The sequence below is a fragment of the Sphingobium sp. genome (genome assembly GCF_035511395.1).
In the GTDB taxonomy this organism is placed as follows: domain Bacteria; phylum Pseudomonadota; class Alphaproteobacteria; order Sphingomonadales; family Sphingomonadaceae; genus Sphingobium.
This window is the reverse complement of record NZ_DATKFP010000155.1, coordinates 46188-70495: the sequence shown is the minus strand read 5'-3', so window position 1 is coordinate 70495 and position 24308 is coordinate 46188. Positions and strand designations below refer to the sequence as shown.

Annotated in this window: 24 protein-coding genes; 9 read left to right on the top strand and 15 right to left on the bottom strand. The window is 64.1% G+C overall.

The features are described from left to right. Positions 1–134 precede the first annotated feature (134 nt). The gene (locus VMR39_RS10305) at positions 135–656 is read right to left on the bottom strand and encodes a regulatory protein RecX (RefSeq protein WP_325415868.1); all 522 of its coding nucleotides are present in this window, start codon (positions 654–656) and stop codon (positions 135–137) included. A gap of 187 nt (positions 657–843) precedes the next feature. On the opposite strand from VMR39_RS10305, the gene VMR39_RS10300 reads away from it, so the two are divergent. Then, a complete protein-coding gene (locus VMR39_RS10300) occupies positions 844–2565 on the top strand; it encodes a fatty acyl-AMP ligase (protein WP_325415894.1) in 1722 nt (573 codons plus the stop codon). A 48-nt stretch (positions 2566–2613) separates the two neighbouring features. On the opposite strand, the gene VMR39_RS10295 is transcribed toward VMR39_RS10300, so the two are convergent. The 6 genes from VMR39_RS10295 to aroQ form a co-directional block, all read right to left on the bottom strand. Then, positions 2614–3360, bottom strand: coding sequence for a ParA family protein (locus tag VMR39_RS10295; protein WP_325415867.1), 747 nt, complete (start codon positions 3358–3360; stop codon positions 2614–2616). 81 nt (positions 3361–3441) lie between these two features. Further along, a complete protein-coding gene (locus VMR39_RS10290; protein ID WP_325415866.1) occupies positions 3442–5748 on the bottom strand; it encodes an FdhF/YdeP family oxidoreductase in 2307 nt (768 codons plus the stop codon). A 99-nt stretch (positions 5749–5847) separates the two neighbouring features. Continuing rightward, positions 5848–6192, bottom strand: a complete 345-nt coding sequence (gene arsC / locus VMR39_RS10285) for an arsenate reductase (glutaredoxin) (RefSeq protein WP_325415865.1) — start codon at positions 6190–6192, stop codon at positions 5848–5850. Further along, positions 6189–7541, bottom strand: a complete 1353-nt coding sequence (gene accC / locus VMR39_RS10280) for an acetyl-CoA carboxylase biotin carboxylase subunit (RefSeq protein ID WP_325415864.1) — start codon at positions 7539–7541, stop codon at positions 6189–6191. Before accC ends, arsC begins: the two co-directional genes overlap by 4 nt. 14 nt (positions 7542–7555) lie before the next feature. Then, entirely contained in the window at positions 7556–8041 is a 486-nt protein-coding gene (gene accB, locus VMR39_RS10275) for an acetyl-CoA carboxylase biotin carboxyl carrier protein (RefSeq protein ID WP_325415863.1), read from the bottom strand. Positions 8042–8124: 83 nt separating this feature from the next. Next, positions 8125–8565, bottom strand: coding sequence for a type II 3-dehydroquinate dehydratase (gene aroQ / locus VMR39_RS10270; protein WP_325415862.1), 441 nt, complete (start codon positions 8563–8565; stop codon positions 8125–8127). Between the two features lie 114 nt (positions 8566–8679). On the opposite strand from aroQ, the gene thiS reads away from it, so the two are divergent. Further along, complete coding sequence (gene thiS / locus VMR39_RS10265) at positions 8680–9681, top strand: sulfur carrier protein ThiS (RefSeq protein ID WP_325415861.1); 1002 nt, start codon at positions 8680–8682, stop codon at positions 9679–9681. Here thiS and VMR39_RS10260 read toward each other — a convergent pair. After that, positions 9678–10541: a LysR family transcriptional regulator gene (locus VMR39_RS10260; RefSeq protein WP_325415860.1), complete on the bottom strand. Its 864-nt coding sequence runs from the start codon at positions 10539–10541 to the stop codon at positions 9678–9680. The genes thiS and VMR39_RS10260 overlap by 4 nt on opposite strands. A gap of 88 nt (positions 10542–10629) precedes the next feature. On the opposite strand from VMR39_RS10260, the gene VMR39_RS10255 reads away from it, so the two are divergent. The 7 genes from VMR39_RS10255 to VMR39_RS10225 all read left to right on the top strand — a co-directional run bounded on the left by VMR39_RS10255 (position 10630) and on the right by VMR39_RS10225 (position 17672). Next, positions 10630–11340: a CoA transferase subunit A gene (locus tag VMR39_RS10255; protein ID WP_325415892.1), complete on the top strand. Its 711-nt coding sequence runs from the start codon at positions 10630–10632 to the stop codon at positions 11338–11340. Further along, positions 11340–12221: an HAD family acid phosphatase gene (locus VMR39_RS10250; protein WP_325415859.1), complete on the top strand. Its 882-nt coding sequence runs from the start codon at positions 11340–11342 to the stop codon at positions 12219–12221. The genes VMR39_RS10255 and VMR39_RS10250 overlap by 1 nt, the downstream gene beginning before the upstream one ends. A gap of 1 nt (position 12222) precedes the next feature. After that, a complete protein-coding gene (locus VMR39_RS10245) occupies positions 12223–12858 on the top strand; it encodes a CoA transferase subunit B (RefSeq protein WP_325415858.1) in 636 nt (211 codons plus the stop codon). 9 nt (positions 12859–12867) lie between these two features. Then, positions 12868–13308: an HIT family protein gene (locus tag VMR39_RS10240; RefSeq protein ID WP_325415857.1), complete on the top strand. Its 441-nt coding sequence runs from the start codon at positions 12868–12870 to the stop codon at positions 13306–13308. Between the two features lie 42 nt (positions 13309–13350). Continuing rightward, a complete protein-coding gene (locus VMR39_RS10235) occupies positions 13351–14646 on the top strand; it encodes a glycosyltransferase family 1 protein (protein ID WP_325415855.1) in 1296 nt (431 codons plus the stop codon). 76 nt (positions 14647–14722) lie between these two features. Then, positions 14723–16396, top strand: a complete 1674-nt coding sequence (locus VMR39_RS10230; protein ID WP_414712490.1) for a beta-3-deoxy-D-manno-oct-2-ulosonic acid transferase — start codon at positions 14723–14725, stop codon at positions 16394–16396. Then, on the top strand, positions 16389–17672 hold the full coding sequence (locus VMR39_RS10225) for a capsular biosynthesis protein (RefSeq protein WP_325415854.1): 1284 nt from the start codon (positions 16389–16391) through the stop codon (positions 17670–17672). The genes VMR39_RS10230 and VMR39_RS10225 overlap by 8 nt, the downstream gene beginning before the upstream one ends. Positions 17673–17836: 164 nt before the next feature. Here the strand turns inward: VMR39_RS10225 and VMR39_RS10220 are convergent, their stop codons facing one another. The 7 genes from VMR39_RS10220 to VMR39_RS10190 form a co-directional block, all read right to left on the bottom strand. Further along, the gene (locus VMR39_RS10220; protein ID WP_325415853.1) at positions 17837–18406 is read right to left on the bottom strand and encodes a cytochrome C; all 570 of its coding nucleotides are present in this window, start codon (positions 18404–18406) and stop codon (positions 17837–17839) included. Positions 18407–18417: 11 nt separating this feature from the next. Continuing rightward, on the bottom strand, positions 18418–18963 hold the full coding sequence (locus VMR39_RS10215; protein WP_325415851.1) for a methylamine dehydrogenase light chain: 546 nt from the start codon (positions 18961–18963) through the stop codon (positions 18418–18420). Positions 18964–18985: 22 nt separating this feature from the next. Beyond that, the gene (locus VMR39_RS10210) at positions 18986–19588 is read right to left on the bottom strand and encodes a methylamine utilization protein MauD (RefSeq protein WP_325415850.1); all 603 of its coding nucleotides are present in this window, start codon (positions 19586–19588) and stop codon (positions 18986–18988) included. Positions 19589–19590: 2 nt separating this feature from the next. Further along, entirely contained in the window at positions 19591–20121 is a 531-nt protein-coding gene (locus VMR39_RS10205; protein WP_325415848.1) for a MauE/DoxX family redox-associated membrane protein, read from the bottom strand. 2 nt (positions 20122–20123) lie between these two features. Continuing rightward, positions 20124–21299 (bottom strand): amine dehydrogenase large subunit, encoded by a 1176-nt coding sequence (locus tag VMR39_RS10200; protein ID WP_325415847.1) that lies wholly within the window; start codon positions 21297–21299, stop codon positions 20124–20126. Positions 21300–21412: 113 nt separating this feature from the next. Next, entirely contained in the window at positions 21413–22084 is a 672-nt protein-coding gene (locus VMR39_RS10195; protein ID WP_325415845.1) for a TetR/AcrR family transcriptional regulator, read from the bottom strand. A gap of 90 nt (positions 22085–22174) precedes the next feature. Then, the gene (locus VMR39_RS10190) at positions 22175–24196 is read right to left on the bottom strand and encodes a discoidin domain-containing protein (RefSeq protein ID WP_325415844.1); all 2022 of its coding nucleotides are present in this window, start codon (positions 24194–24196) and stop codon (positions 22175–22177) included. Positions 24197–24308: the final 112 nt, after the last annotated feature.

Below are 24308 nucleotides of genomic sequence, written 5' to 3'. Positions count from 1 at the left end.
CCACAGCTGTTCGCATCGTGGACGCTGTCCACTCGCACGATATTAAATTTCCGACATTTGTCATATAATGTCGAAATCTGCGGGAAATGTGGGAAGTTAAGGTGCCGCTCTCCTATTTTTAGAGCCGCCGCGTGTCACTCCTCCGCCATGTCCGCTCCAGGCGCTGCATCCACCCATCGCCGCGCGACGGCATAGTCATGGCCGGCGCGCAGGAAGGCGGCGATGGCCTTTTCCCGCTGTTTCTGGTCGAGCGGCGCGGTCGCATAGGGGCCGACGCGCTTGCGCCGGGCGAAGCGGTCGGCGGCGCTCCAGGCGTCCTTGCGGGTCTGGGCGTCGGCCTGCTCGCGGTCGCCCTCCGCGATCCCGGCGGCGCGCAATTCCTCCTCGACCCGCCGTGCGCCATAGCCGCGCCGACCGAGCGAAGCGCTCTTCATCACCGCATAGCCGGCATCGTCGATATAGTTGAGTTCGACGAAGCGGTCGGCCAGCGCTTCCGGATCGGCGGGCTGTTCACCGCCCCAGCCGCGCTCGCGCAGCTTGCGGTTCAGATAGGTCAGCAACTTGCCCCGGCTGGTGGCGAAGCGCGTGACATGGCGCAGCGCCAGGTCGCGCAGCGATTCCTCGTCAAGCGGCGGAGGGAGGCGTTTCCCGGTCATATCGTGCCTCAATGCCCGATACGCCATGTTTATGCCACAGTCGGGCCGGAATTTTACCGCGCCTTGTCGGCTATTAAGCGACGCTGGAATGGAATAGGCGGTGCATCTGGCGGTCAAAGCTGCTAGCGGCCCCGCTTTCACAAGTTTTAAGACATTGGGTGAAACCAATATGACGGGTTCGCAAGAGATGATGGCACCGACGCCGACCAATGATGATCTGCCGCGCCGCTTCTCCGATTTCGAGACGCTGGGCGAGGCGCTGGACTATGCGGCGCGCGGCAAGCGCGGCCTGAATTTCCACGATGCGCGTGGCAATCTGGCGCGGCCCTATCCGTTCAGCGAGCTGCGCGCCGACGCGATTGCCTGCGCTCATCGTCTGATCGCCCATGGCGTCAAGCCCGAAGACCGTGTGGCGCTGGTCGCCGAAACCGGCATGGATTTCGCCCAGCTCTTCTTCGGCATCGTCTATGCCGGCGCCTGGCCGGTGCCGCTGCCGCTGCCGACCAGCTTCGGCGGCAAGGAAAGCTATATCGACCAGCTGAACGTCCAGCTGTCGAGCTGCGACCCGATGCTTTTCCTCTTCCCCAAGGAGCTGGAGGAAATGGCGGGCGAATCCGGTCGCCAGAAGAATGTCGAAAGCATCGCGTTCGAAGATTTCATCGCCCGCGACGTGATCCCCGCCGACCTGCCGCAGGCCAGGGGCGAGGAAATCGCCTATCTGCAATATTCCAGCGGTTCGACCCGCTTCCCGCATGGCGTCGCGGTCACGCACCATGCACTGCTCAGCAATCTGTCGGCGCACAGCCATGGGATGCAGGTACAGGACAGCGATCGCTGCATCAGCTGGCTGCCCTGGTATCATGACATGGGCCTGGTCGGCTGCTTCCTGTCGGTCGTCGCCAATCAGGTGTCGACCGATTATATGAAGACCGAGGATTTTGCCCGCCGTCCGCTGGCCTGGCTGGACCTGATCAGCCGCAACACCGGCACCTCGATCAGCTATTCGCCGACCTTCGGCTACGATATCTGCGCCCGCCGCATGTCGAGCCAGACCAAGGCGCAGGATCGCTTCGACCTGTCGCGCTGGCGGCTTGCGGGCAATGGCGCGGACATGATCCGCCCCGACGTGATGCAGAGCTTCGTCGACGCCTTTGCCGACGCCGGCTTCAGTCCCAAGGCGTTCCTGCCGAGCTACGGTCTGGCCGAAGCGACGCTGGCCGTCACCATCATGCCGCCGGGCGAAGGCATCATCGTCGAACTGGTCGAGGAAACCGACCTGTCGGGCGGCGATGCGCCCGAAGGCCGTCCGCAGCGTTTCCGATCGATCGTCAATTGCGGCAAGCCCGCCAAGGACATGATCGTGGAAATCCGCGACGAGGATGGTGGCCTGATGAACGAGCGTCAGATCGGCAAGGTGTGGACCACCGGGCCGAGCCTGATGGTCGGCTATTTCCGCGATCAGGAAGCGACCGACGCCTGCATGGCAGACGGCTGGCTGGACACGGGCGACATGGGCTATCTCAGCGACGGCTATCTCTACATTGTCGGCCGCGCCAAGGACATGATCATCATCAACGGCAAGAACCACTGGCCGCAGGATATCGAATGGGCGGTGGAGCAGCTGCCCGGCTTCAAGCAGGGCGATATCGCCGCCTTCGCGATCACCACGCCGGGTGGCGAGGAAGCGCCTGCGGTGCTGGTCCATTGCCGCACCTCGGACAATGAGGAGCGTTCGCGCCTGCGCGACCAGATTCGCGAGCGAGTCCGCGCCATCACCGGCATGAACTGCGTCGTCGAGCTGGTGCCGCCGCGTACCCTGCCGCGCACCAGTTCGGGCAAGCTCAGCCGGTCGAAGGCGCGCAACCTCTATCTGACCGGCGAGATCCGTCCCTACGACATCGCCGCCTGACGGCTTGTAAATCGATGAAGCGCCCGGCAGCGATGCTCGGGCGCTTTTTCATGCCTGCAATTGCCGCTCCACCTGCGTCCAAAGCGAGGCGAAGGCCTGCGCCGGGGGCGAGGTGGGGGCGAAGGCGCCCAGCGGCTTGCGGCGCACCGTCATCTGCTCGATCGTGCTGGCCATCGGAATCGCGTGCCAGTTCGACTGGTTTTCCAGCGCCGTGCGGTGGAGGCTGCGGCGGCGGTCGACCATCGAATAGACCGGCAGGATCGGCGCATGATTGCCGCCACGTTGGACCAGATAGCGGGCGACTTCCCCCATGGCGCGCTGCGACAGCGGGGAGGGGATGACCGGGATGACGATCAGGTCGGCGGCGCGCAGCACCTGTTCGCTGGTTTCGGTCAGGCCCGGCGGGCAATCGAGGATGATCCGGTCATAATCGCGGCCCAGACTCTCGATCAGTTTGGCCAGCCGCTTCTTCTTGTCCATCTCGCGGAACAGATGGTCGAGGCCGCGCAGCGAGGTGTCGGCGGCGATCAGGTCCAGCCCCGGCACGGTGGATGGCTGGATGAGTTTCCGCACCTCCACATCCTTGCTGAAGATCGCCTGCGCCGCGTCCCGGCTGGTCATGTCGGTGGAGATCAGCCAGCTCGACGCCGCCTGCGGATCGAGATCCCAGAGCAGCGTTCGCCGCTTCGAGATGCAGGCCGATGCCCATGCGAGGTTGATCGCGAAGGTGGTCTTACCCACGCCGCCCTTGAGGCTGTAGACGGCGATGGTCGCCAATGCCGGTTCCTTTGCCATGAAGGAGGAGGCTAGTTTTTCCTCCCGCCAAAGCAAGCGCTCAAATCACCCCGTCGTTACATGAGTGTGACAAAAAACCGTTTAGGCGGCGATCGATTGCGAAGGCCGGACCGTCACGGCGATCGCCTTGTAGGCGGGCGTCCCGCTGGCCTCGTCATGCGCGTCGAGCGCCACCAGACAGTTGGCTTCGGGATAATAGGCCGCGATGGAGCCGCGCGCGATGTCGTGGCGGATCGCCACCACGCCGGGCATGACGCGGCCGGGGCCGGCGACCACATCGACCCGGTCGCCATGGGCGATGCCAATCGCCGCCATGTCGGCTTCATGCATGAACAGCACGTCGCGCCGGCCCGTAATGCCGCGATAGCGATCGTTTAGGCCATAGATGGTGGTGTTATACTGGTCGTGGCTGCGCAGCGTCGTCAGCGTCAGCAATCCGTCCGTCTTGCCGTCATCCTCATCCATGCCGGTCGCGACCAGGAAATGGGCCTTGCCGTCCGGCGTGTTCCAGACCCGTTCCGATGGGCCGATGGTCAGGCGAAAGCCGCCCGGCACCCGGACGCGTCGGTTATAGTCGCGGAAATCGGGATAGACCGCCTCGATCGCGTCACGGATATGGTCGTAATTCGCTACCAGCCCGTCCCAGTCGATATTGTCCGCGTCCAGTGTCGCCTTGGCGATGCCGGCGATGATCGCCGGTTCGGAGCGAAGGTCGGCGGCCGCGGGCTTCAGCCGACCGCGCGAGGCATGCACCATCGACATGCTATCCTCGACCGTGACCCACTGCGGTCCACCGGCCTGCATATCGAGTTCGGTCCGGCCGAGGCAGGGCAGGATGATCGTCTCCCTGCCGGGCGCCAGGCAGGATCGGTTGAACTTGGTCAGCACATGGACGGCCATGTCCAGCTGCCGGAAGGCAGCAAAGCAGGCCTGCGGATCGGGCATCGCCACGGCCAGATTGCCGCCCAGCGCGATCAGGGCACGGGATTCGCCCGCCTGCATCGCCTTCACCGCCTCGACCGCATTATGGCCATGCTTGCGCGGGCTGGCGATGCCGAACCGGGCGTCGAGCCGGGCCAGCATCGCCTCGCCCGGTATTTCGGTAATCCCGACCGTCCGGTCGCCCTGCACATTGCTGTGGCCGCGCAGGGGGCAGATGCCCGCGCCGCGCTTGCCCATATTGCCGCGCAACAGCAGGAGGTTGGCCAGTTGCTGCACATTCTGCGTGCCATGGCGATGTTGCGTGATGCCCATGCCATAGCAGATGATGACCCGCTCCGACCGGGCGTAGATATCGGTCATGCTCTCGATCGCGGCGCGGGACAGGCCCGATGGCCGTTCGATTTCGTCCCACGTCATCGCCTCGACATCAGCTCGCAGCGCGTCGATGCCGACCGTATGCTCTGCGATGAATCCCCGATCGAGCAGGCCGCCGCCGCCCGCCGCCAGATCGAGCGCGTCGGTGGCGAACAGCGCCTTCATCATGCCCTTCAGCATCGCCATATCGCCGCCGACCTTCACCTGATGATAGGCGGAGGCCAGTTGCGTCGCACCGGTCGAAAGCATTTCGGTGGGGTGCTGGGGCGACTTGAAGCGTTCCAGCCCGCGCTCGCGCAGCGGATTGGCGACGATGATCGGCACGCCGCGCCGGGCGGCCGTCGCCAGCGTCGACAACATGCGCGGATGGTTGGTGCCGGGATTGTGGCCGATGCAGAAGATCGCGTCGGCATGGTCGAAATCCTCCAGCGTCACCGTGCCCTTGCCGATGCCGATCGACTTGGGCAGGCCGACGCTGGTGGCCTCGTGGCACATGTTTGAGCAGTCGGGGAAATTGTTGGTGCCATATGCGCGGGCCAGCAACTGGTAGAGGAAGGCGGCCTCGTTCGATGCCCGGCCCGAACAGTAGAATTCCGCCTGATCGGCATGATCGAGCGCCCGAAGCCCGGCACCGATGCGGGCGAAGGCGTCGTCCCATGCGATCGGCACATAATGGTCGCTGTCGGGGTCGTAGCGCAGCGGCTGGGTCAGCCGGCCGGCATCTTCCAGGTCGTGGTCGGTCCACTCCCAGAGCTGCGATACGCTGTGCGCGGCGAAGAAATCGGGATCGACGCGTTTGACGGTCGCCTCCCATGTCACCGCCTTGGCGCCATTCTCGCAAAATTCGAAGGAGGATGTATGGCGCGGGTCCGGCCAGGCGCAGCCGGGGCAGTCGAAGCCGTCCGGCTGGTTCATCTGGAGCAGCGCGCGCGTGTCCGTGCTGGCGCCCATCTGGTCGCGGATGGCGATCGCCACCGCCCGAAGCGCACCCCAGCCGCCGGCCGGCCCGTCATAGGGCGCGACGCCTTCGACCCTGGCTTCGGTCTGCTCGTCGGACTGGTCGGTGGCCATGGGCAATCTCCCTATATGTGCAAGGAGATATAGGGACGGTCATCGGCAAGCGCGAGCTGGAACCGTCCCTTCGTTTCGCTTAAAGACGCGACATCGCGGTTACAGAATGTCCCGCGCCTTTTCCGGCGGGCGGGCGATGACGGCGCCCTTGCCGGTGATGACGATCGGACGTTCGATCAGGATGGCATGCTGCGCCATCGCGTCCAGCACCGCCGTGTCGTCGCTGGTGTCGAGGCCGATTTCCTTGACCACGGTTTCGCCCTTGCGCACCGCTTCGGACGGGCGGACGCCCGCCCTGGCCAGCACCGCCTCGATCTCCGCGCGGGCAGGCGGGGTCTTCAGATATTCGAAGACCTCCACCTCGACGCCCGGCGTTTCCTCTAGGATCGCCAGCGCCTGCCGCGACTTGGAGCAGCGGGGATTATGCCAGATGATGGCTTTCACTGGCCGTCCTGCTTGGCTAACCACTCTTCCAGCCACTTGATGGTATAGTTGCCATCGAGGAATTCCGGATCGCGCAACAATGCCTGATGCAGCGGGATGGTGGTCTTCATCCCCTCGATCACATATTCCTCCAGCGCGCGGCGCAGGCGCATGATCGCGCCCTCGCGGGTGCGGCCATAGACGATCAGCTTGCCGATCATGGAATCGTAATAGGGCGGCACCTTATAGCCCTGATACAGGCCGCTATCGACGCGGACGTGCATGCCGCCCGGAACATGATAGCTGGTGACGGTGCCCGGCGACGGCGCGAAGGTCCGGGGATCTTCGGCGTTGATGCGGCATTCGATCGCATGGCCGGTGAAGCGGATGTCTTCCTGCGCGACCGAGAGCGGCTTGCCTTCGGCGACGCGGATCTGTTCGCGCACCAGGTCGAGGCCGGTGATCATCTCCGTCACCGGATGTTCCACCTGAAGGCGGGTGTTCATCTCGATGAAGTAGAATTCGCCATTTTCCCACAGGAATTCGATCGTGCCGGCGCCGCGATAGCCCATGTCGGCCATCGCCTTGGCGCAGATGCTGCCGATCCGCTCACGCTCGGCCTGCGACAGGACGGGCGAGGGGGCTTCTTCCAGCACCTTCTGGTGACGGCGCTGTAGCGAACAGTCGCGTTCGCCCAGGTGAATGGCGTTGCCATTGCCGTCGCCGAACACCTGGATTTCGATGTGGCGCGGATTGCCGAGATATTTCTCGATATAGACGGTGGCGTCGCCGAACGCGGCCTTCGCTTCCGAACCTGCCTGCTGCATCAGCGTTTCGAGGCTGTCGGGCGAGGTACAGACCTTCATGCCACGACCACCGCCGCCTGATGCCGCCTTGATGATGACGGGATAACCCGCCGCCTCGGCAATCGCCTTGGCTTCCTCGACATCGCTGACTGCGCCGTCTGACCCCGGAACGAGCGGCAGGCCGAGCGCGCCGGCGGTGCGCTTCGCCTCGATCTTGTCGCCCATGGTGCGGATATGTTCAGGCTTGGGACCGACGAAGGCCAGCCCATGCGCTTCCACGATTTCGGCGAACTTGGCGTTTTCCGACAGGAAGCCGTAACCGGGATGGATAGCGTCCGCGCCGCTGATTTCCGCCGCCGAAATGATCGCAGCGATGTTCAGATAGCTGTCCTTGGCCGCGGGCGGCCCGATGCAGATCGCCTCGTCGGCGAGGCGCACATGCATGGCGTCGGCGTCGGCGGTGGAGTGTACCGCAACGGTCTTGATGCCCATTTCATGGCAGGCGCGGTGGATGCGGAGCGCGATCTCGCCGCGATTGGCGATCAGCAGTTTCTCGATGGCCATAAGCGGTCCGGGCCTTATTCGATCACGATCAGCGGCTGGTCATATTCGACCGGCTGGCCGTTATCGACCAGTACCGCCTTGACCGTGCCGGCGGTCGGCGCGGTGATCGCGTTCATGACCTTCATCGCTTCGACGATCAGGATGGTTTCGCCGGCGGCGACCTGCGCGCCCACGCGGGCGAAGGGCGCGGCGCCCGGTTCGGCCGACAGATAGGCGGTGCCGACGATCGGCGACTTGACCACATTGCCCGAAGGCAGGGCGGCGTCGGCAGCGGGCGCGGCAGGCGCTGCGGCGGCCACCGGCGCGGCGACGGGTGCAGCGGTCGGCGCAGCGGCATAGACGGGCGCGGCGGCCGAAGCGGCCTTGCGCGCGACGCGGATCTTGCGATCGCCGTCCTCGACCTCGATTTCGGTGAGATTGGTGTCGTCCAGAAGCGCTGCGAGATCGCGCACCAGCTGCACGTCCACCTGCATTGCGCCCTTTTCTTGTTTGTCGGTCATGTGAAGTCCCTGGCCGGTGAATGTCGTTTCTTGTGCCCGCGCCTATGCGTATTTACGGCAAAGCGCAACTTTCGTGCGTCGAGTTACAGTTCCAGCGCGGCTTCCAGCGCCAGCATGTAGGACATCGGGCCGAAACCCGCGATGGTGCCCTTGGCCGCCATGCCGACATAGCTTTTGTGGCGGAAAGGCTCGCGTGCGTGCGGGTTCGACAGGTGAATCTCGATCACCGGCACGCTGATGCCCTTGATCGCGTCATGCAGTGCGATCGACGTGTGGGTATAGGCGCCGGGGTTGATGATGACGGCGTGCGCGCCCTGCGCATGCGCTTCCTGCAACCAGTCGACCAGATAGCCTTCATGGTTGGACTGGCGGAAGACGATCTCCACATGGGCGCGGCTGGCGACATCCTCCATGCGTTCGGCAATATCGTCCAGTGTGTCATAGCCGTAAATTTCCGGCTCGCGGGTACCGAGCATGTTGAGGTTGGGACCGTTAAGGACATAGATTTTGCGCGCGTCGGTCAAGGCCACCCCCTAATGCTGTTGCGACCGGGGCAGGGCCGCCCCTATATGCGCCACGATCCTTAGCCCTTCCGGTCTCGCCTAGTCGAGACATCTTCTCAAGTTCGGGACAGCGCAGTGAGCACAGACGGCACCATCTCCATCCACATCAATGGCGAGCATCGCCGCATCCGTGACGGTCTGACGCTGGCCGAACTGGCGAGCGAACTGGGCTTCGTGCCGGAAAAGGTGGCGGTGGAGCGCAATCTGGAAGTCGTGCCGCGTTCGATCCTGGCGCAAGTCAAGGTCGAGGATGGCGACGAACTGGAAATCGTGCATTTTGTCGGCGGCGGCGACGTGTCCGCGATCGATGAGGACAGTTGGAGCGTGGCGGGCAAGACCTTCCGCTCGCGCCTGATCGTCGGCACCGGGAAATATAAGAGTTTCGAGCAGAATGCCGCAGCGGTCGAGGCGTCGGGGGCGGAGATCGTCACGGTGGCGGTGCGCCGCGTCAATGTCAGCGATCCCAAGGCGCCGATGCTGACCGACTATATCGATCCCAAGAAGATCACCTATCTGCCCAACACCGCAGGCTGCTTCACCGGCGAGGATGCGATCCGCACCTTGCGGCTGGCGCGGGAAGCGGGCGGATGGGAACTGGTGAAACTGGAGGTGCTGGGCGAGGCGCGTACCCTTTATCCCGACATGGTGGAAACGCTGCGCGCAACCGAAGTGCTGGCGAAGGAAGGCTTCAAGCCGATGGTCTATTGCGTCGACGATCCGATCGCGGCCAAGCGGCTGGAGGATGCGGGCGCGGTCGCGATCATGCCGCTGGGCGCGCCGATCGGATCGGGCCTCGGCATCCAGAACAAGGTCACGATCCGCCTGATCGTGGAAGGTACGAAGCTGCCCGTGCTGGTCGACGCGGGCGTGGGCACGGCATCGGAGGCGACGGTGGCGATGGAACTGGGCTGCGCTGGCGTGCTGATGAACACGGCCATTGCCGAAGCGAAGGATCCAATCCTGATGGCCGCCGCGATGAAGGCGGGCGTGGAAGCGGGCCGTATGGCCTATCGCGCCGGGCGCATGGGCAAGCGCATGTATGCCGACCCGTCCAGCCCGCTCGCCGGGCTGATCTAAAGGTCGAGCCTGCTTGCCCGGTCGAAGATGGCGAGTACCAGCGGGTCGGCTTCGGCGGCGCGGACGGCGACGTGGAAGTCGACCGGCGGCATCGCCGGGGCGCCGGGCACCGGCACCAGCCGTCCGTCCGTCATCTGCTGCCGCACCATAGGCTGGGGGAAGATGCCGATCCCGCCGCCCTCCAGCACGATGTCGATCATGGTGCGGACATTGTTGCAGAGGTTGAGCGGGCAGTCGGCCAGGTCCGACGCAGCGATCGCCTCCTTCATGATGCGATAGAGTGGCGAGAGATTCGAGAGCGACCAGATCGGCGTCCTGGGCGCGGCGACGGTCGACGGGCAGGACAGCCAGAGCAGGTCGACGCTGCCGATGGGGGCGGTGCGCAGCATCGGATGGGCGATCTGCCCGGCAGCGAAAGCAAGGTCGGCATGGCCCGACGCGAGTTGCTGGATCAGGTCGGCGGTCAGGGCGATGTCGACCTCCAGGCTGACCTGCGGCAGGTCGCGGCCCAGCGCTGCGACGAAGCCGGGCAGGCAACTGGCCGCCGCAATCTCGCCCGCGCCGATGCGGATGATGCCGGTCGCGCCCGATATGTCGCTGCATCCCATCAGCACCCCCTGGAATCGCGCCCAGAGCGGCTCGCTCTCCCGCACCAGTTCGCGGCCCGCCGGGGTGAGCGCCATCGTCCGTCCCTCGCGCCGGAACAGCGCGGTGCCGAGATGGTTTTCGAGTTCGCGCACACGCGCGGAAATGGCGGGCTGGGTGGTGTTCAGACGCGCCGCTGCCGCCGCGAAAGTGCCCAGCCGGGCGATCCAGAGCAGCGTTTCCAGATGGTAGAAGGCGATGCGATTGATAGACATTGTTTGGGTTTAACCGAAAAAACAAATCATTGGTATTGATCGGTCCAGCTGCATAGAACGGTGTGAACTTTCAAAAGGATGGATGCCGATGGTCAAGAAGCTCTACCCCGATGCCGCGGCCGCTCTGGAGGGACTTCTCTTCGACGGGATGCAGATTTGCGCGGGCGGTTTCGGCCTGTGCGGCATTCCCGAGCGGCTGATCGACGCGATTCGCGATTCGGGCGTGAAGGATCTGACGATCGCCTCCAATAATGCCGGCATCGACGGCGAAGGGCTGGGCAAGCTGCTGCGCACGCGTCAGGTCAAGAAGATGATCTCCTCCTATGTCGGCGAGAACAAGGAGTTCGAGCGGCAATATCTGGCCGGTGAGTTGGAGGTGGAATTCTGTCCGCAGGGGACGCTGGCCGAACGCTGCCGCGCCGGCGGCGCCGGTATCCCCGGCTTCTACACCAAGACCGGCGTCGGCACGCAGGTGGCCGAGGGCAAGGAAGTGAAGAGCTTCGACGGCCAGGATTACATCCTGGAGCGCGGCATCTTCGCCGATATCGCGATCATCAAGGGCTGGAAGGCCGACGAGAGTGGCAACCTGATCTTCCGCAAGACCGCCCGCAATTTCAACCAGCCGATGGCGACCGCCGCGAAGGTTTGCATCGCCGAAATCGAGGAAGTGGTCCCGACCGGCAGCCTCGATCCCGATGCGATCCATCTGCCGGGCATCTACGTCAAGCGCATGATCGTGGGCGCACCTTACGACAAGAAAATCGAGTTCCGGACGACGCGGGCGCGGGAAGCGGCCTGATGTCCATTAGGATGCGCGGGTTTTCGGCGCTGCTGTTGGTGCCGCTCGCCGCTTGTGCGACCACGACACCTCCGGCGGCGACAGTGGCAGCACCGTCCGCCGGCAATCCGCCCGCCGGGATGCAATATCTTTACGGATCGGGCGAGGGCGCCGCGATCTCGGTACAAGCCTGGCATGGGCTGCTGGCCTATGTGGCGACAAAGGTGAAGGCGCGACCGGCTGACAGTGTGGTGCTGGCGAAAGGTTCGACGCTTGCTGCGCCGAAATTCCTGCCCTGCGGCGACAAGCCCTTTGCGGCGGTGTTCGACGTGGACGAGACGGTGATGCTCAACACCGGCTATGAATATCATGATGCAAGGACCGGCAAGGGCTTCGACGCTGCCGCGTGGGACGCGTGGGAGAAGACCGGCGAGGGCGCGGTCGGGCCGGTGCCGGGCGCGGACCATGTGCTGGAAGCGCTGCGCAATCTGGGCGTGACGGTGATCTTCAATACCAACCGGTCGGCCGCGAATGCCGATGCGACTGCCCGCGCGATCAAGGCGGCAGGGCTTGGCGATGCGGTGCATGGCCAGACGCTCTATCTCAGCGGTGACGATGCCATGGGATCGCGCAAGGACGGGCGCCGCTGGACGATATCCGGCAAATATTGCGTCATCGCCATGGGCGGCGACCAACTCGGCGATTTTTCCGACCTGTTCAACGCCGATCAGCCGGTGCCGGCCCGCCGCGCCGCGACCATGCAACTGCCGATCGCGGGTCTGTGGGGCAATGGCTGGTTCGTGCTGCCCAACCCCGTCTATGGCAGCGGCCTCAAGGGCGGGTTTGACGACATATTTCCGATGGACAAGAGGTGGGCACCGCCCGCCATAGGGGAGAAATAATATGCCCTGGACTCGTGACGAGATGGCCGCGCGCGCGGCGAAGGAGCTCAAGGACGGCTTCTATGTGAACCTGGGCATCGGCATTCCGACGCTGGTGGCGAACCATATTCCCGATGGCGTGGAAGTGACGCTCCAGTCCGAGAACGGGATGCTGGGCATCGGGCCTTTCCCCTATGAGGGCGAGGAGGATGCCGACCTGATCAACGCGGGCAAGCAGACGATCAGCGAATTGCCGCAATCGGCCTATTTCTCCAGCGCCGACAGCTTCGCGATGATCCGTGGCGGGCATATCGACCTGACCGTCCTGGGTGCGATGGAAGTCGCGGAAAATGGCGACATCGCCAATTGGATGATCCCCGGCAAGATGATCAAGGGGATGGGCGGCGCCATGGATCTGGTCGCCGGCGTCAAGAAGATCATCGTCGTCATGGAGCACACGTCCAAGAATGGCGACGCCAAGTTCATCCCGGCCTGCACCCTGCCGCTGACCGGCAAGAATGTGGTCGACATGATCGTCACCGACCTCTGCGTCTTCCAGCGTTCCGACCATGACAGCCCGTTCCGGCTGGTCGAACTGGCGCCGGGCGTGACGGCGGAGGAAGTCGCTGCTAAGACGACCGCCCATTACACCAGCTAAGGGCAGCCCATGAGCCTCGACGGCACCTATGACGACGCCAATGTCTTTGCCCTGATCCTTCAGGGCAAGATCCCGTCGACCAAGCTGTACGAGGATGACACCACCTTCGCCTTCCTCGACATCATGCCGCAGACCAGGGGGCATGCGCTGGTGATTTCCAAATGGTCGAAGGCGCGCAACCTTCTGGAGATCGAGGATGAGGCGCTGGCGCAGGTGATGGCGACCACGAAGAAGGTCGCCACCGCCATTCGCAAGGCGATCGATCCCGACGGCATCCAGATCGCCCAGTTCAACGGCGCGCCGGCGGGGCAGACCATCTTCCACCTGCACGTCCATATTCTGCCGCGTTGGGAGGGCGATCCCAAGGGCTTTGCTGTACACGGCCATGGCGCGCAGGCGGATGGAGCGCAATTGCAGGCGCTGGCCGAAGAGATTCGCGCGCAGTTCTGATGCCTCTTTTCCTTGTGATCGGCTTGCGGGACAGGCGCTGACATGGCCTTGCGTCCCTTCAATGCACCCGGCGCGCGGCTGGCGCTGCGGACCAAGCGCGCGAGCGAACGGTTCATGGGCAAGCGTGGCGAAAGCGAGGTTGTCCTCGACCTTTCGCGGCTATTGTCGCGCGCGTTTCACCCCGCGCCGACCGGGATCGACCGGGTCGAATATGTCTATGCCCGCGAATTGCTGGAGCGGATACCCGATCGGCTGTCCTTCGCCGCGGTACATCCCGCCGGCGGCTACTATGGCCGTTTGAGCAGCGCAGCGGTCCGCCAGTTCCTGGCCTTTACGGCAGCGAAATGGCGCAATGCCCGTTCCGCCGATGCGGGAGAAAGTCGAGCGGCAGTGGTTCGTCACATGTTCGCGACCCGACCCCGGCCGGTGCCGCGCGCCACGGGGCCACGCATCTATCTTCAGGTGTCGCCGCACCATCTGGACAATCATGACCAGGTAGGCGCCATCCTGCGGGCCGAGGGCGCGAAGCTGGTGACGCTGGTCCACGATGTCATTCCGCTCAGCCATCCCGAATATGCCCGGCCGCAGGGCGCGGACGAGCACCGCAAGCGCGTGCGCACGATCGACAGTTACGCAACCGGGATCATCGGCAACAGCCAGGCGACGATCGATGCGCTGGAACCGCATCTGAAGAGGGGGCTGGACGGCCGCGCGGTGCGGGTCGCCCATTTCGGTGCCGATGCGCCCGACATTTTCGGCGCGCCGGACGAAGACCTGCCGACGCGGCCCTATTTCGTCTATATCTCGACCATCGAACCTCGGAAGAACCATCTGCTGCTGCTCAACATCTGGCGGCGGCTGGTGGAGGAGCAGGGCGATGCCGCGCCGGTGCTGGTACTCGTCGGGCGGCGCGGCTGGGAAAATGAGAATGTCGTCGACATATTGGAGCGTGCCGAGGCACTGCGCGGCCATGTGATCGAGGCGGGTGAAGTGTCCGACAACCGGATGCAGGCGCTGGTCGCCAACGCCCGCGCGATGCTAATGCCGTCCTTCATCGAAGGTTTCGGCATGCCGGTGGTCGAGGCGCTGGCGGCGGGCGTTCCGGTGATTTGCAGCGACATCATTGCCCATCGGGAGGTAGGCGGCGCAGCGCCCGACTATCTCGATCCGCTGGACGGGCTGGGCTGGATGCGGTCCATCTGCGCCTATGCCTGCGCCGGTTCGCCCGAGCGTGCGGCACAACTGGCACGCATCGCGACCTGGAGCGCACCGACCTGGCGTGACTATTTTGACATCATCGCCGAGCTGATCGAGGAAGTGACGGCTTCTGTTCCTTGACCTGAGCGGTTCCGCCGCTCAGATATGGCGGGCAAGGGGACATGGTAATGCGATGCGCGGTGCGCTCACGGATTGAATGCGACAGGTTCGTGATGGAGCGCAAGGCGTTGACCGTTTGACGCCGATGCTCCCCTTTCTCAGATCGCCGCCATTTCCCGACGTCGCGCCCTCGTGCGCCGCGATCAGCATGCCGACAGACGATGTGCAGAGCGGAAAATCGGGGTCCGACGAAGTGCTCGACGCGATTGCGGCGGCGCGCGTGGGCGGATCATTCTGGGGTTGCCGCCCGGACCCGGTCCGGCTGCTGGTGCGCACCGGTGTCGCGGTCGATCCCGCGCTGTTGTCAGGATTGCAGCCCGACCAGATCGGCCTGCTGCCGGGATCGGCACGGGCAACGGTCGCGGGCAGGGTTTTGCCGGACGATTGCGATCCTTGGGCGACGATCGAGCGTGCGAAAGCTATCCACACGACCGACCGGGACGAATGGGCGTTGGTAGCCGGGCTGCTTGGCGTGGAGGTGATCGGTCCGGACGGCGAAGTGATCGCCCCCGTGCAATTGCGCGAGGCTGCTCGGCGGCACATCGCAATGGCGCGCTACCGCGATCCCTTTACCGGCAAGCCGGTCGATGCTGCCACGGCCGTTGATCAACTCGCCGACTGGCGGCGCCATCTGGAGGGCAATCGCGGTATCGTTGCGGCCAGCGGCATGGCCTTCTGGAAGCGCGACGCGATTCGCCGGTTCCTGTGGGATGGGACCGCATCGCCACCATTCGTGTCGGCGTCGCGCGGCTTGAGCCGGGCGCGACGGGAAAAGGGAGTACTGGCCGTCTGGCCTTCCCGCGTACCGCCCGCCACCGCGCAGGATGCGGCTGCCGAACAGGTGCCGCTGGTGCGCGTGGAGGATGGTTTCATCCGTTCGCGCGGGCTGGGTGCGGCGCTGCATCCGCCCGGATCGGTGGTCGTCGATCGCACCGGCATCTATTATAATGCGCGTGCCGCCAATGACCTGGAGACATTGCTCGCCACCCATGATTTTCCTCCACCGCTGGTGGAGCGGGCTGCACGGCTGCGCGCCAGCATCTGTGCGACCGGCGTCACCAAATATGGACAGGACGCCGGGCAGATGCCGGCATTGCCGCCGCAGCGGCGCACGGTACTGGTGATCGGACAGGTCGATGACGATCTGTCTGTCAGCCTGGGTGGGGCAGGCGTGACCGGCAATCTCGATTTTCTGGCGCGGGTCCGCCTTGCGGAGCCGGATGCCTGGATCATCTATCGCCCCCATCCCGACGTGCAGGCAGGCCATCGCAAGGGGCATCTGTCCGATGCCGCCATATTGGCCTATGCCGATGCGATCGACAGCGGTGCGCCGCTGATGGAACTGGTGCAGGCGGTGGATGATCTGCATGTGCTGTCGTCGCTGACGGGGTTCGAGGCGCTGATGCGCGGGCGATCCGTTACCGTCCACGGCATGCCCTTCTATGCGGGCTGGGGTTTGACGCGTGATCTGGCCCAGCCCTGCATCCGGCGGGGACGACAGCTGACCCTGGATCAGCTTGTGGCTGCCGCCCTCATTCTCTATCCTCGCTATCTTGATATGGTGACGCGATTGCCGTGTGGACCTGAAGTGATGGTTGAGCGTTTGGCGAACGGGACTGCCGCACCTGTGACGTCTCTTATCAGATTGCGGGAACTCCAGGGAAAGTTACGGCGATTTATGACCTTGTCCGCGGAGTATCTTCATGGCTGAGGCGCCGATGAAGACTTTCCTGTTTCTCCAGGGGCCGCATGGACCCTATTTCGCGATGTTGGCCGACGCCCTGCAGGAACGCGGACACCGCGCCTTGCGCATCAACATCAATGGCGGTGACAAGATCGACTGGCCTGGTGAGGCGACCGATTATCGCGGCACTTTCCGTAACTGGCCGCTCTTCTTCGATGATTTCATCGTAAATCATGGCGTCACCGACCTGATCCTCTATGGCGATTGCCGCCCCTATCACACGTCCGCGCACGGCATGGCCCGGCTGCGCGGGCTACGCGTCCATTGCATGGAAGAAGGCTATATCAGGCCGGACTTCCTGACGTTGCAGGATGATGGCGTGAACGGCAATTCCACCCTGCCGCTAGACCCGCAATGGTATATCGATCGGGCGAAAGAGTTGCCCGAATATGAAACGGCGCTTCCGCCTGTTCCCTCGACGTTCCAGGCGCGGGCGCGCAACACGATGCGCAATGGCCTGTCTTCCGCACTGATGCGCCCCCTTTTCCCCTTCTACCGAACCCATCGGCCGCACAGCTTCCTGCTGGAATCGGTTGCATGGTGCTGCAAATTGCTGATGCGCAAGAGCGAGGCACGTCGGTCGCTGGCGGTATGGGATGCGGTCAAGGACCGGCCCTATTTCACCTTGCCGCTGCAACTCAATTCCGACTATCAGATCCGTGTCCATTCGCCCTTCGGCAATATGCGCGCTGCCTTGCGGTTCGTGATCAAGAGCTTTGCTCAGCACGCGCCCGATGATGTCTCTCTGCTGATCAAGCGGCACCCGCTCGATCCGGGGCTGGTAGCCTGGGGGCGCCTGACCCAGCGACTGGCGACTCATTATGGCGTGGCCGATCGCGTCCACTATCTGCCCGACTGGGACATAGCAGAGGTCGTGGGCAAGTCGCTGGGCGTCGTGACGGTCAACAGTACGGTCGGCACGCTGGCGCTCAACAGCGGCAAGCCTGTGGTCGTGCTGGGCCATGCCGTCTACAAGGTGCCCGGCGTCGTCCACCGGACGGGACTGGACGATTTCTGGGCGGCGCCGCGACAGCCCGACATGACGCTCTATTCGGCCTTCCGCCGGGTGCTGGTCGATCGCTGTCTTATCCGAGGCGGCCTGCTCAGCGAAGAGGGATTGCAGATGCTCGTTGCCAACGCCGTCGAGCGACTGGAAAAAGAACCTTCGGAAGTCCTGCCCCTGTCGAGGCCGGCCGGGCGTCGGCGGCTCCCCATGGGCGTCGTAAGCGGCGACGCTGCCTGATCGTCACCGGCTTTTCCGGAAATGGGACATACCCCGGCCGGGGTATTTTAAGCAGGCGCGCGCACTGGTAGAAACAAGGTGCGACCCGAAGGATCGTCTTGAAGGCGACACTTCTTACTGGCCCGGCACGCTTTTGCGTGTCGGGCTTTTTGCTTGCCGGCCGGTCAGCCCTTCTGGCCCGGATAGAGAAGGCGGAGCGAGGCGGGCGCGCCGCACTGGCGGATCGCGCTTTCGACCTGGCGCGCGCGTTCGGCGCTGAGCGTGGTGGTAGACAGGGCGAACTGCCGTTCGCGCGCGATTTCCTCGGCTGTGAAGGGCGCTGCGTCCGGGGGCGCGCTCGCCCCCCCCAGCCCGAAGACGACATAGTTCATCATGTCGGCCAGCTGCTGATTATCCTTGATGCGGCTGTGCGCGACATTGGGCAGGCGGATGAGATAGGCGCGAGCCTGCGGCGTGCAGAGGAACCAGCCGACCCGGCCGCGCAGTTCGGGCAGCTTGGCGGGCGCGGTGCTGCCCTGAATGCCATGGCAGCCGGCGCATTGTTCAACATAGTCGGCGCGCGCCATGTCGGGATCGATGATGGCGGCAGGCAGCAGTCCCATCGGCGGCAGCGCGGCGTGCAGGGTGACGGTGCCGCCGAGCAGAAGCAGGGCAATCCAGAAAAGGGGATGGGGTGCGGATGACCTTCCCGACCTCGCTCGAAGCGAACGGAGTGTGAAGAGAAACGCACGCATTTGAGTGACTTCTAGCTTGCCGTGCCAACCATCACGGCGGTGGAGCAATGATAGTCCATGCTGCTGGTGCCGAAGCACCAGATCACGTCATTGTTGAGCTGCGGCATGTAGAGCTGCGTTTCGCGATCGGTATTGTCGCAGCCGCACTGGCCGCAGGCGGGCTTACCGCAACAGTCGCGATAGGCGATCAGATAGGCCTTGCCGTCGTCCGGGTTGATGCAGGTGCCGACCCAGCTGACGGGGGACGGTTCAGCGCCCGGCGGGCAACTATGGATGCCGCCGCCGCAGCAGGTGCAGAGCGCCCCGTCGATCGCGCAATAGCGCCAATAGTCGCATTTGGTGTCATCCTTCGTCTGCGCGGTGCGGGCGAAGAGCGTCTTGGCTTCGGGCGAGCGGTCGGGCTTGGCGGCTTCGGCGCGGCTGACGGGCAGGAGCGGGAAGGCGGGCGCGGCGACCAGCGCGGCGCCCAGGCGCGTCAGCATCGATCGGCGCGAAGAGCCACCTGCGAACCGGCGCAGTAGCCTTTCCCCAAAGGCGTCGGCGTTGAGTCTTTTCATCTGTCTTGCCCCCTTCAGCTTGTTACGCCGCCTGCGCCTTCAGGCCGCCAATATAATCCTGCACCGTGCGGATGCCCATTTCATGCGCGACGATCAGACTCTCCAGATGCTCGCGGCTGTTGACCAGCCCCTTGGACAGGATCGCGCCTTCCTCATCCAGCAGCAGGGCGAAGGGCAGTTTGGCGACTTCATAGGCTTGACCGACCTCGGGACCGTTGATGAAGGCATGGCCTTCCAGCCCATGCTGGGCGATCATCGCGCGCTGAGCGCTGGCGTCATCGTCGCCGATGAAGGTCAGGGCGACACGCTCTGCCTTGGCGAAGCTGGTCGCCATCGGGATCACCGCCTTGCAGAGCGGGCATTGGGCCGAGACGAAAAGCAGCAGGCGCAGCTTGATGCCATGGGCATGGCCGCCGATCGTCACCGGTTTGCCGTCGAGGTCGCGGGTTGCGATCGGACCGGTCGTGCTGCCCACGGACGGCCCACCGCTGGTCGCGAGGGCACCGGCGGGGGCGACGCGAATGTGGAGGACGCCCACCTGCCGCGCCAGCGCCAGCAATGCGATGACGAGGCCGATGATGACGATCCAGGAGACGATCTGAGAGATGATGAGCGAGGTCAGCATGGTTATCTCCGATGCGCGGGCGAGACGGCAAGCGCCGCCAGCGACTGGAACAGCAGGCAGAGGAGCGCGATGGCGATGCCGCCGGCCACTGCCGTGGCGACATCCATCGCGGTAAAAAGCGGGACAGGCAGCAGGCGCAGGCTGAGCAGCGCGGCGAGTGCGATGTTGCGCGCCACCAGCGGCCAGCCGATCGGGTGGCGCAACGCGCCATGGCCGCAGCCGCAATCGATATGGCCGCGACCGCGCAGTATGTTGATCGCCATCGCGCCGGCAAAGAGCAGCAGCAGCGTCATCGCGGCCAGAACCGACAGCGGATGCAGGCCGATCAGCAGCGCGGCGCCGGTTGCGACCTCGGCCAGCGGAAGGGCGCCGGAAGCCGGACCGATCAGCGCAGCGGGCAGCAGCCGATAATTGGCGATCACGCCCGGCAGCAAGGCGCGATGGCGCCATTGGGCGATGCCGGCAGCCAGGAAAAGCAGGCCGACGGCGATCGAGGCGGTCAGGCCGAATAGAGCCAGCGCCTGCACAGCCATCGTCAGTTCGGCTCCGCAACGGTGATGATGCCGTTGCCGGCCTTCTCGATCTTGTGCTTTTCCTCGCCGGTGGCGACGTCGAGGACCAGCGCCTCGCCCTTTTCCCCATTCATGTAGAGGAGCGGCTTTTCGGTCTGGGACACTTCGATATTGTTCATCGGCTCCTTGAGCGAGAAGCGCTTCACCACCTTCTTCGCGGCGACGTCCACCTGCCAGACTTCGGAGCCGGACTGTTTGTGGGTCCAATATTCGCCCATGTGCATCAGCACGAAGAGCATGCCGGTCGGGCGATGCAGTGCCATGGGCTGGCGGCCGCCCGGATACCAGTTGAGTTCGAGTGGTCTGGTTTCGCCGGGACGGATGCCTGCTGCCGTCTGGATCGAGAAAGGCGCGGCGACGGTGGGCGTTGCGCCGATCTGCGCGGTGAAGATCTGGCCGGTATAGGTGAGGAAGGTGCTGGCCTTCTTCTTCCGGTCATAGGCGAAATTGTCGAAGATCGGGTCGTTGGTGGCGTCGAAGAAGGGCGCGGTGTGGGTGATGTCCCCCTTCGTCCCCTTGACCGCGACGGTCGCGATCGAGCCGTCGGAGCAGAGCGCGGAAAAGCCGACACCCGGATTGGGCATCAGGCTGGCGCAGCCCGGCAGTTCGACGGCCGCCACGAACTTCTTCTTCGCCAGATCGACGATATTCACGCCGGATGTCGGACTGAAATCATAGATATAGGCGGTCTTGCCGTCGTCACTGACGATGAAGTTGTTCTTGCGCGATCCGATCAGGATGCGGCCGGGAAGCGCGATTTCGGCGACGAGGTTCAGCGTCTTGCTGTCATAGACGGTGACCATGTCTTGCCGCGTGCCGCGATCGACCTTCGACCAGAGGGTTTCGGCGACATAATAATATTTGCCGGCCGGATCGATCGCCATGTCGGCTAGGCGGCGGGTTTCGACCATGCCCTTCATCTTGCCGCTTTCGCCGTCGAAGATGCTGGTGCCCGGCATGTCCCAGCCGCCGTCGACATAGAACCATGTGGGCTTGGGCGGATCGATGGTCAGGACGTCCGATTCCTCCGGCTCCAGCGCGGCGCTGGTGTCGGCGGGCGCAGCCTGCGCCATTGCGGCGCTGCCCAGCAGCATGGTGGAAAAGGCGGCGGTGAAAATCCTGCGTCTGGCGGTCGACATGCTGGCTGGTCCCCCTTGGTGCCTGCGGCGTCGGGACAAGGTTTGACACCTGTCCAGATTCGGTCAAGGGGGAGAAATGACGTAGCAACAAAAAATGTTGCTGCGCAGATCGGTCAGGCCATTTCCGGCTCGCGTGCGGGGGCGAGGGCGGCAATCTCGGCTGAGGTGGCCGTTCGGGCCAGATTGACCAGCGACTGGACCGCCAACGCCGTGAAGGCGGGCATCCGGTCGGCCCAGGGCTTGCCATGGCCCAGAAAAGGCGTGGCGCCCTCCATCGTCGCACTGATGAACAGGGCGACGGTGCCGACATCCTCCTGCGACAGAGCCGGATTGATCGCCACGACATAGTCGCCGATCACGCCGTGGATGCGCTCGTAAAAGGCCTTCACCCGGTCGGCGACGAATGCGTTATGATTGGCCAGCGCCCACAGTTCGGTGAAGAGATGGGTGGTCCGCTTCGACCCGATATCCTCCAGGCACAGAATGATGACCAGCTTCAGCCGTTCCTCGGCATTGAGGCCAGGCTTGCGCACGACATCGTCGAGCAGCTTGCCATAGCTGTCGACCAGCTCGTCCAGAAGCACCTGGATCAACATTTCCTTGCGCGGAAAATGATAGCTGACATTGCCCACCTTCATATCGCATCGTGCGGCGATGCGGCGGATGGTGAAGGCATCCGCCCCTTCGTCGATGAGCACGTCCAGCGCCGCCTTCAATATGGCGTCGACGGTTTCGGTGCCCTTGGCATAGATGCCGGGACGGGAAGGGGCGAGTATCTGCGTCATTTGACTTATTTCGGGGTGTATCACTCCTTTGATGCGCTGGCCAGCAAAGATGGACCGGGGAATGGCGGGTTTGGACCGGTCCTTCGTCGTCTATTCTTCGAATAATTTAAATTCGGCCAGACGGATGGCCTTGCCGGTCGGCTGGGTGAAGAGCAGGCGGACTTTGGTGGTCTGGAGCCTTGGCCAGCGGACATCGGTAACGCCATTGGCGACCGGGCGCTCCCTGGGCGCGGCAATGTCGCGCCAGTCGCCGTCGACCCACGCCTGGAGGCGATAGCTTTTCGGCACGGCGAAGCCCTTGCCGTCAGCGAAGAAAGCCAGTTCGGCACGGGCGAGGTCGACCGGCTTGCCAAGGTCGATCGCATACCATTGCTGGACGGGTAATGGTGCGGAGGACCAGCCATTGGGCAGTTCTGGGAAGAACCAGACGCGGCCGTCGATCGCGTCATGGACATTTTCGACGTCGGCGTTGCTGGAGGCTGATCCGATCGGGAACTGGCCGCGCACCAGTTGCACGGCCCGGTTGATCGGGCGCTGGATCGCGGGGGTGTCGGCGCGCGTCGCCGGCACCTCGACCCGGCCGAGCGTCTCGCGGCGCGCGACTTCCCTGCCGTCCACTTCGATGAAGAGGCCCTTGCCGCGCTTATAGCGGCTGCCGTCCACGTCCCATGTCACGGCGACCTTATGGCCATGATAGGGAACGTCCTGCACCCGGAACCAGGCGAGCGCCTGTGGATCGCCGCTTTCGGGGAGGAGCGGGTTCACTTCCAGCACATCGTCGGCGCGCGGACGAATGCCGACCAGGCCGGTCAGGATCAGATCGTTAAAGCCCGAATGGAAATAATGGTGGCTGCGGTCGAGGCCGACGATCGGCTTGCCGGTTTCGGGGTGATAATCCTCCTCGATGTCGAGGCGATCCCCCTGATAGTGAAGCGCGGCATATTGGCGCAGGAGGCGCATATACGCGCTGCGCGTAACCGAGCCGGTAGCCTTCGCATGGTCGAGCAGGTTCGCCATGCCATGCAGCACCTGCGTCGTCTGATAGGGCCAGATCGGGCCGTTCCACTGGCATTCCGGGTCTTTGCCCAGATAGCGATATTGCCGCATATAATATTCGTAATTGGCCTCGACCGTGCGCATCCCCGCCTTGCCGGCGAGCGAGGCGGGGTCGAGCAGATGCGCCCAGGCCTGCGTATATTTCGCGTCGTCGGGGACGAGGTCGAACATCCATGGCAGGTAGCCGACCAGTTCGCGGTTGCGGATCGGATCCCAATAATTGACGAATGCATTCTTCCGCGACTGGTGGCGGTCGATGAAATGGGTGAGCTTGTCGCTCCACAAATCCTGGAGGACGCGCTTTTGCAGGGCGTCGGCGCGGGCGGCATAGTCGGCGGCCATCGCCTTGTTCCCCGCCATTGCCGCCATTTTGGACAGGGCGCGGGCATTGGCGAACATATAACTGTTGACCGAGGGGCGGAAGGCTTCGCCGCCGCGGAACCCGTCCTTGCCGCCCGACGCATCGATCGAGGAAACGGTATATTCGGTTGCGTCGAGCAGGGGTTCGACGAAATACAGCCCCTTGTCGAAGTCATATTTGTCGTCCCACAGGCGATAGATATGGTTCATGACCGGCAGATGCTCGATCGCGTCCGCCCGGTCGCCGTCGACAAGGAAGCGGCCCCATACCGAATCCGCCATATGATCGGTGAAGTGGCGGTCGTTGCCGCCGCTGCGATACATGAAATTTATATAGTCGTCGGCGAAGCGACGATCGTTCAGCCAGCGCCCCTCGCCGATGTGAAATCCGCTGGCGTCGTTCAGGCTGGCATAGGGGTGCCGTTGCCAGTCGACATCGTCGAAAAATTCGGTGGTGATATAGCCTTCTTCGCCCAGGTCGCGCTGATGCCCGCGAAAGACCTGCCAGCGATAATAATAAACGGCGTCGATCTTCGGGTCGGCGGATTCGAAGAAGGGGATGCGGTCCTGATACCAGGGCGCGTCATTGCCGAAGTGCTGGGCGGCGATGGCGCGGGTGTCCATCGCTGTAGGAGGCGGGGGAGAGGCGGCACCGATCCCGGCCAGAGCGGCCCCGGCCAGCAGAAGCATCCTCATCGCGCGCATCCATCGTCCTCCCTGTCATTTACAAACAAATATGGCGGCCGATCCGGGACTTGGAGAGACATCCCGGAACGGCCGCCATGGAAATGGCGCGCAGTGAGGAGAC

Bases quoted from the DNA above. Each gene is read 5' to 3' on its own strand.
- VMR39_RS10205 (WP_325415848.1), bottom strand. From the start codon at position 20,121: ATGGCTGTGCAGGCGCTGGCTCTATTCGGCCTGACCGCCTCGATCGCC.
- VMR39_RS10225 (WP_325415854.1), top strand. From the start codon at position 16,389: ATGGCTGAGGCGCCGATGAAGACTTTCCTGTTTCTCCAGGGGCCGCAT.
- VMR39_RS10305 (WP_325415868.1), bottom strand. From the start codon at position 656: ATGACCGGGAAACGCCTCCCTCCGCCGCTTGACGAGGAATCGCTGCGC.
- VMR39_RS10190 (WP_325415844.1), bottom strand. From the start codon at position 24,196: ATGAGGATGCTTCTGCTGGCCGGGGCCGCTCTGGCCGGGATCGGTGCC.
- VMR39_RS10245 (WP_325415858.1), top strand. From the start codon at position 12,223: ATGCCCTGGACTCGTGACGAGATGGCCGCGCGCGCGGCGAAGGAGCTC.
- VMR39_RS10250 (WP_325415859.1), top strand. From the start codon at position 11,340: ATGTCCATTAGGATGCGCGGGTTTTCGGCGCTGCTGTTGGTGCCGCTC.
- VMR39_RS10210 (WP_325415850.1), bottom strand. From the start codon at position 19,588: ATGCTGACCTCGCTCATCATCTCTCAGATCGTCTCCTGGATCGTCATC.
- VMR39_RS10300 (WP_325415894.1), top strand. From the start codon at position 844: ATGATGGCACCGACGCCGACCAATGATGATCTGCCGCGCCGCTTCTCC.
- accC (WP_325415864.1), bottom strand. From the start codon at position 7,541: ATGGCCATCGAGAAACTGCTGATCGCCAATCGCGGCGAGATCGCGCTC.
- VMR39_RS10200 (WP_325415847.1), bottom strand. From the start codon at position 21,299: ATGTCGACCGCCAGACGCAGGATTTTCACCGCCGCCTTTTCCACCATG.
- VMR39_RS10290 (WP_325415866.1), bottom strand. From the start codon at position 5,748: ATGGCCACCGACCAGTCCGACGAGCAGACCGAAGCCAGGGTCGAAGGC.
- VMR39_RS10235 (WP_325415855.1), top strand. From the start codon at position 13,351: ATGGCCTTGCGTCCCTTCAATGCACCCGGCGCGCGGCTGGCGCTGCGG.
- VMR39_RS10215 (WP_325415851.1), bottom strand. From the start codon at position 18,963: ATGAAAAGACTCAACGCCGACGCCTTTGGGGAAAGGCTACTGCGCCGG.
- VMR39_RS10255 (WP_325415892.1), top strand. From the start codon at position 10,630: ATGGTCAAGAAGCTCTACCCCGATGCCGCGGCCGCTCTGGAGGGACTT.
- VMR39_RS10230 (WP_414712490.1), top strand. From the start codon at position 14,723: ATGCGACAGGTTCGTGATGGAGCGCAAGGCGTTGACCGTTTGACGCCG.
- VMR39_RS10240 (WP_325415857.1), top strand. From the start codon at position 12,868: ATGAGCCTCGACGGCACCTATGACGACGCCAATGTCTTTGCCCTGATC.
- VMR39_RS10220 (WP_325415853.1), bottom strand. From the start codon at position 18,406: ATGCGTGCGTTTCTCTTCACACTCCGTTCGCTTCGAGCGAGGTCGGGA.
- accB (WP_325415863.1), bottom strand. From the start codon at position 8,041: ATGACCGACAAACAAGAAAAGGGCGCAATGCAGGTGGACGTGCAGCTG.
- VMR39_RS10195 (WP_325415845.1), bottom strand. From the start codon at position 22,084: ATGACGCAGATACTCGCCCCTTCCCGTCCCGGCATCTATGCCAAGGGC.
- VMR39_RS10260 (WP_325415860.1), bottom strand. From the start codon at position 10,541: ATGTCTATCAATCGCATCGCCTTCTACCATCTGGAAACGCTGCTCTGG.
- VMR39_RS10295 (WP_325415867.1), bottom strand. From the start codon at position 3,360: ATGGCAAAGGAACCGGCATTGGCGACCATCGCCGTCTACAGCCTCAAG.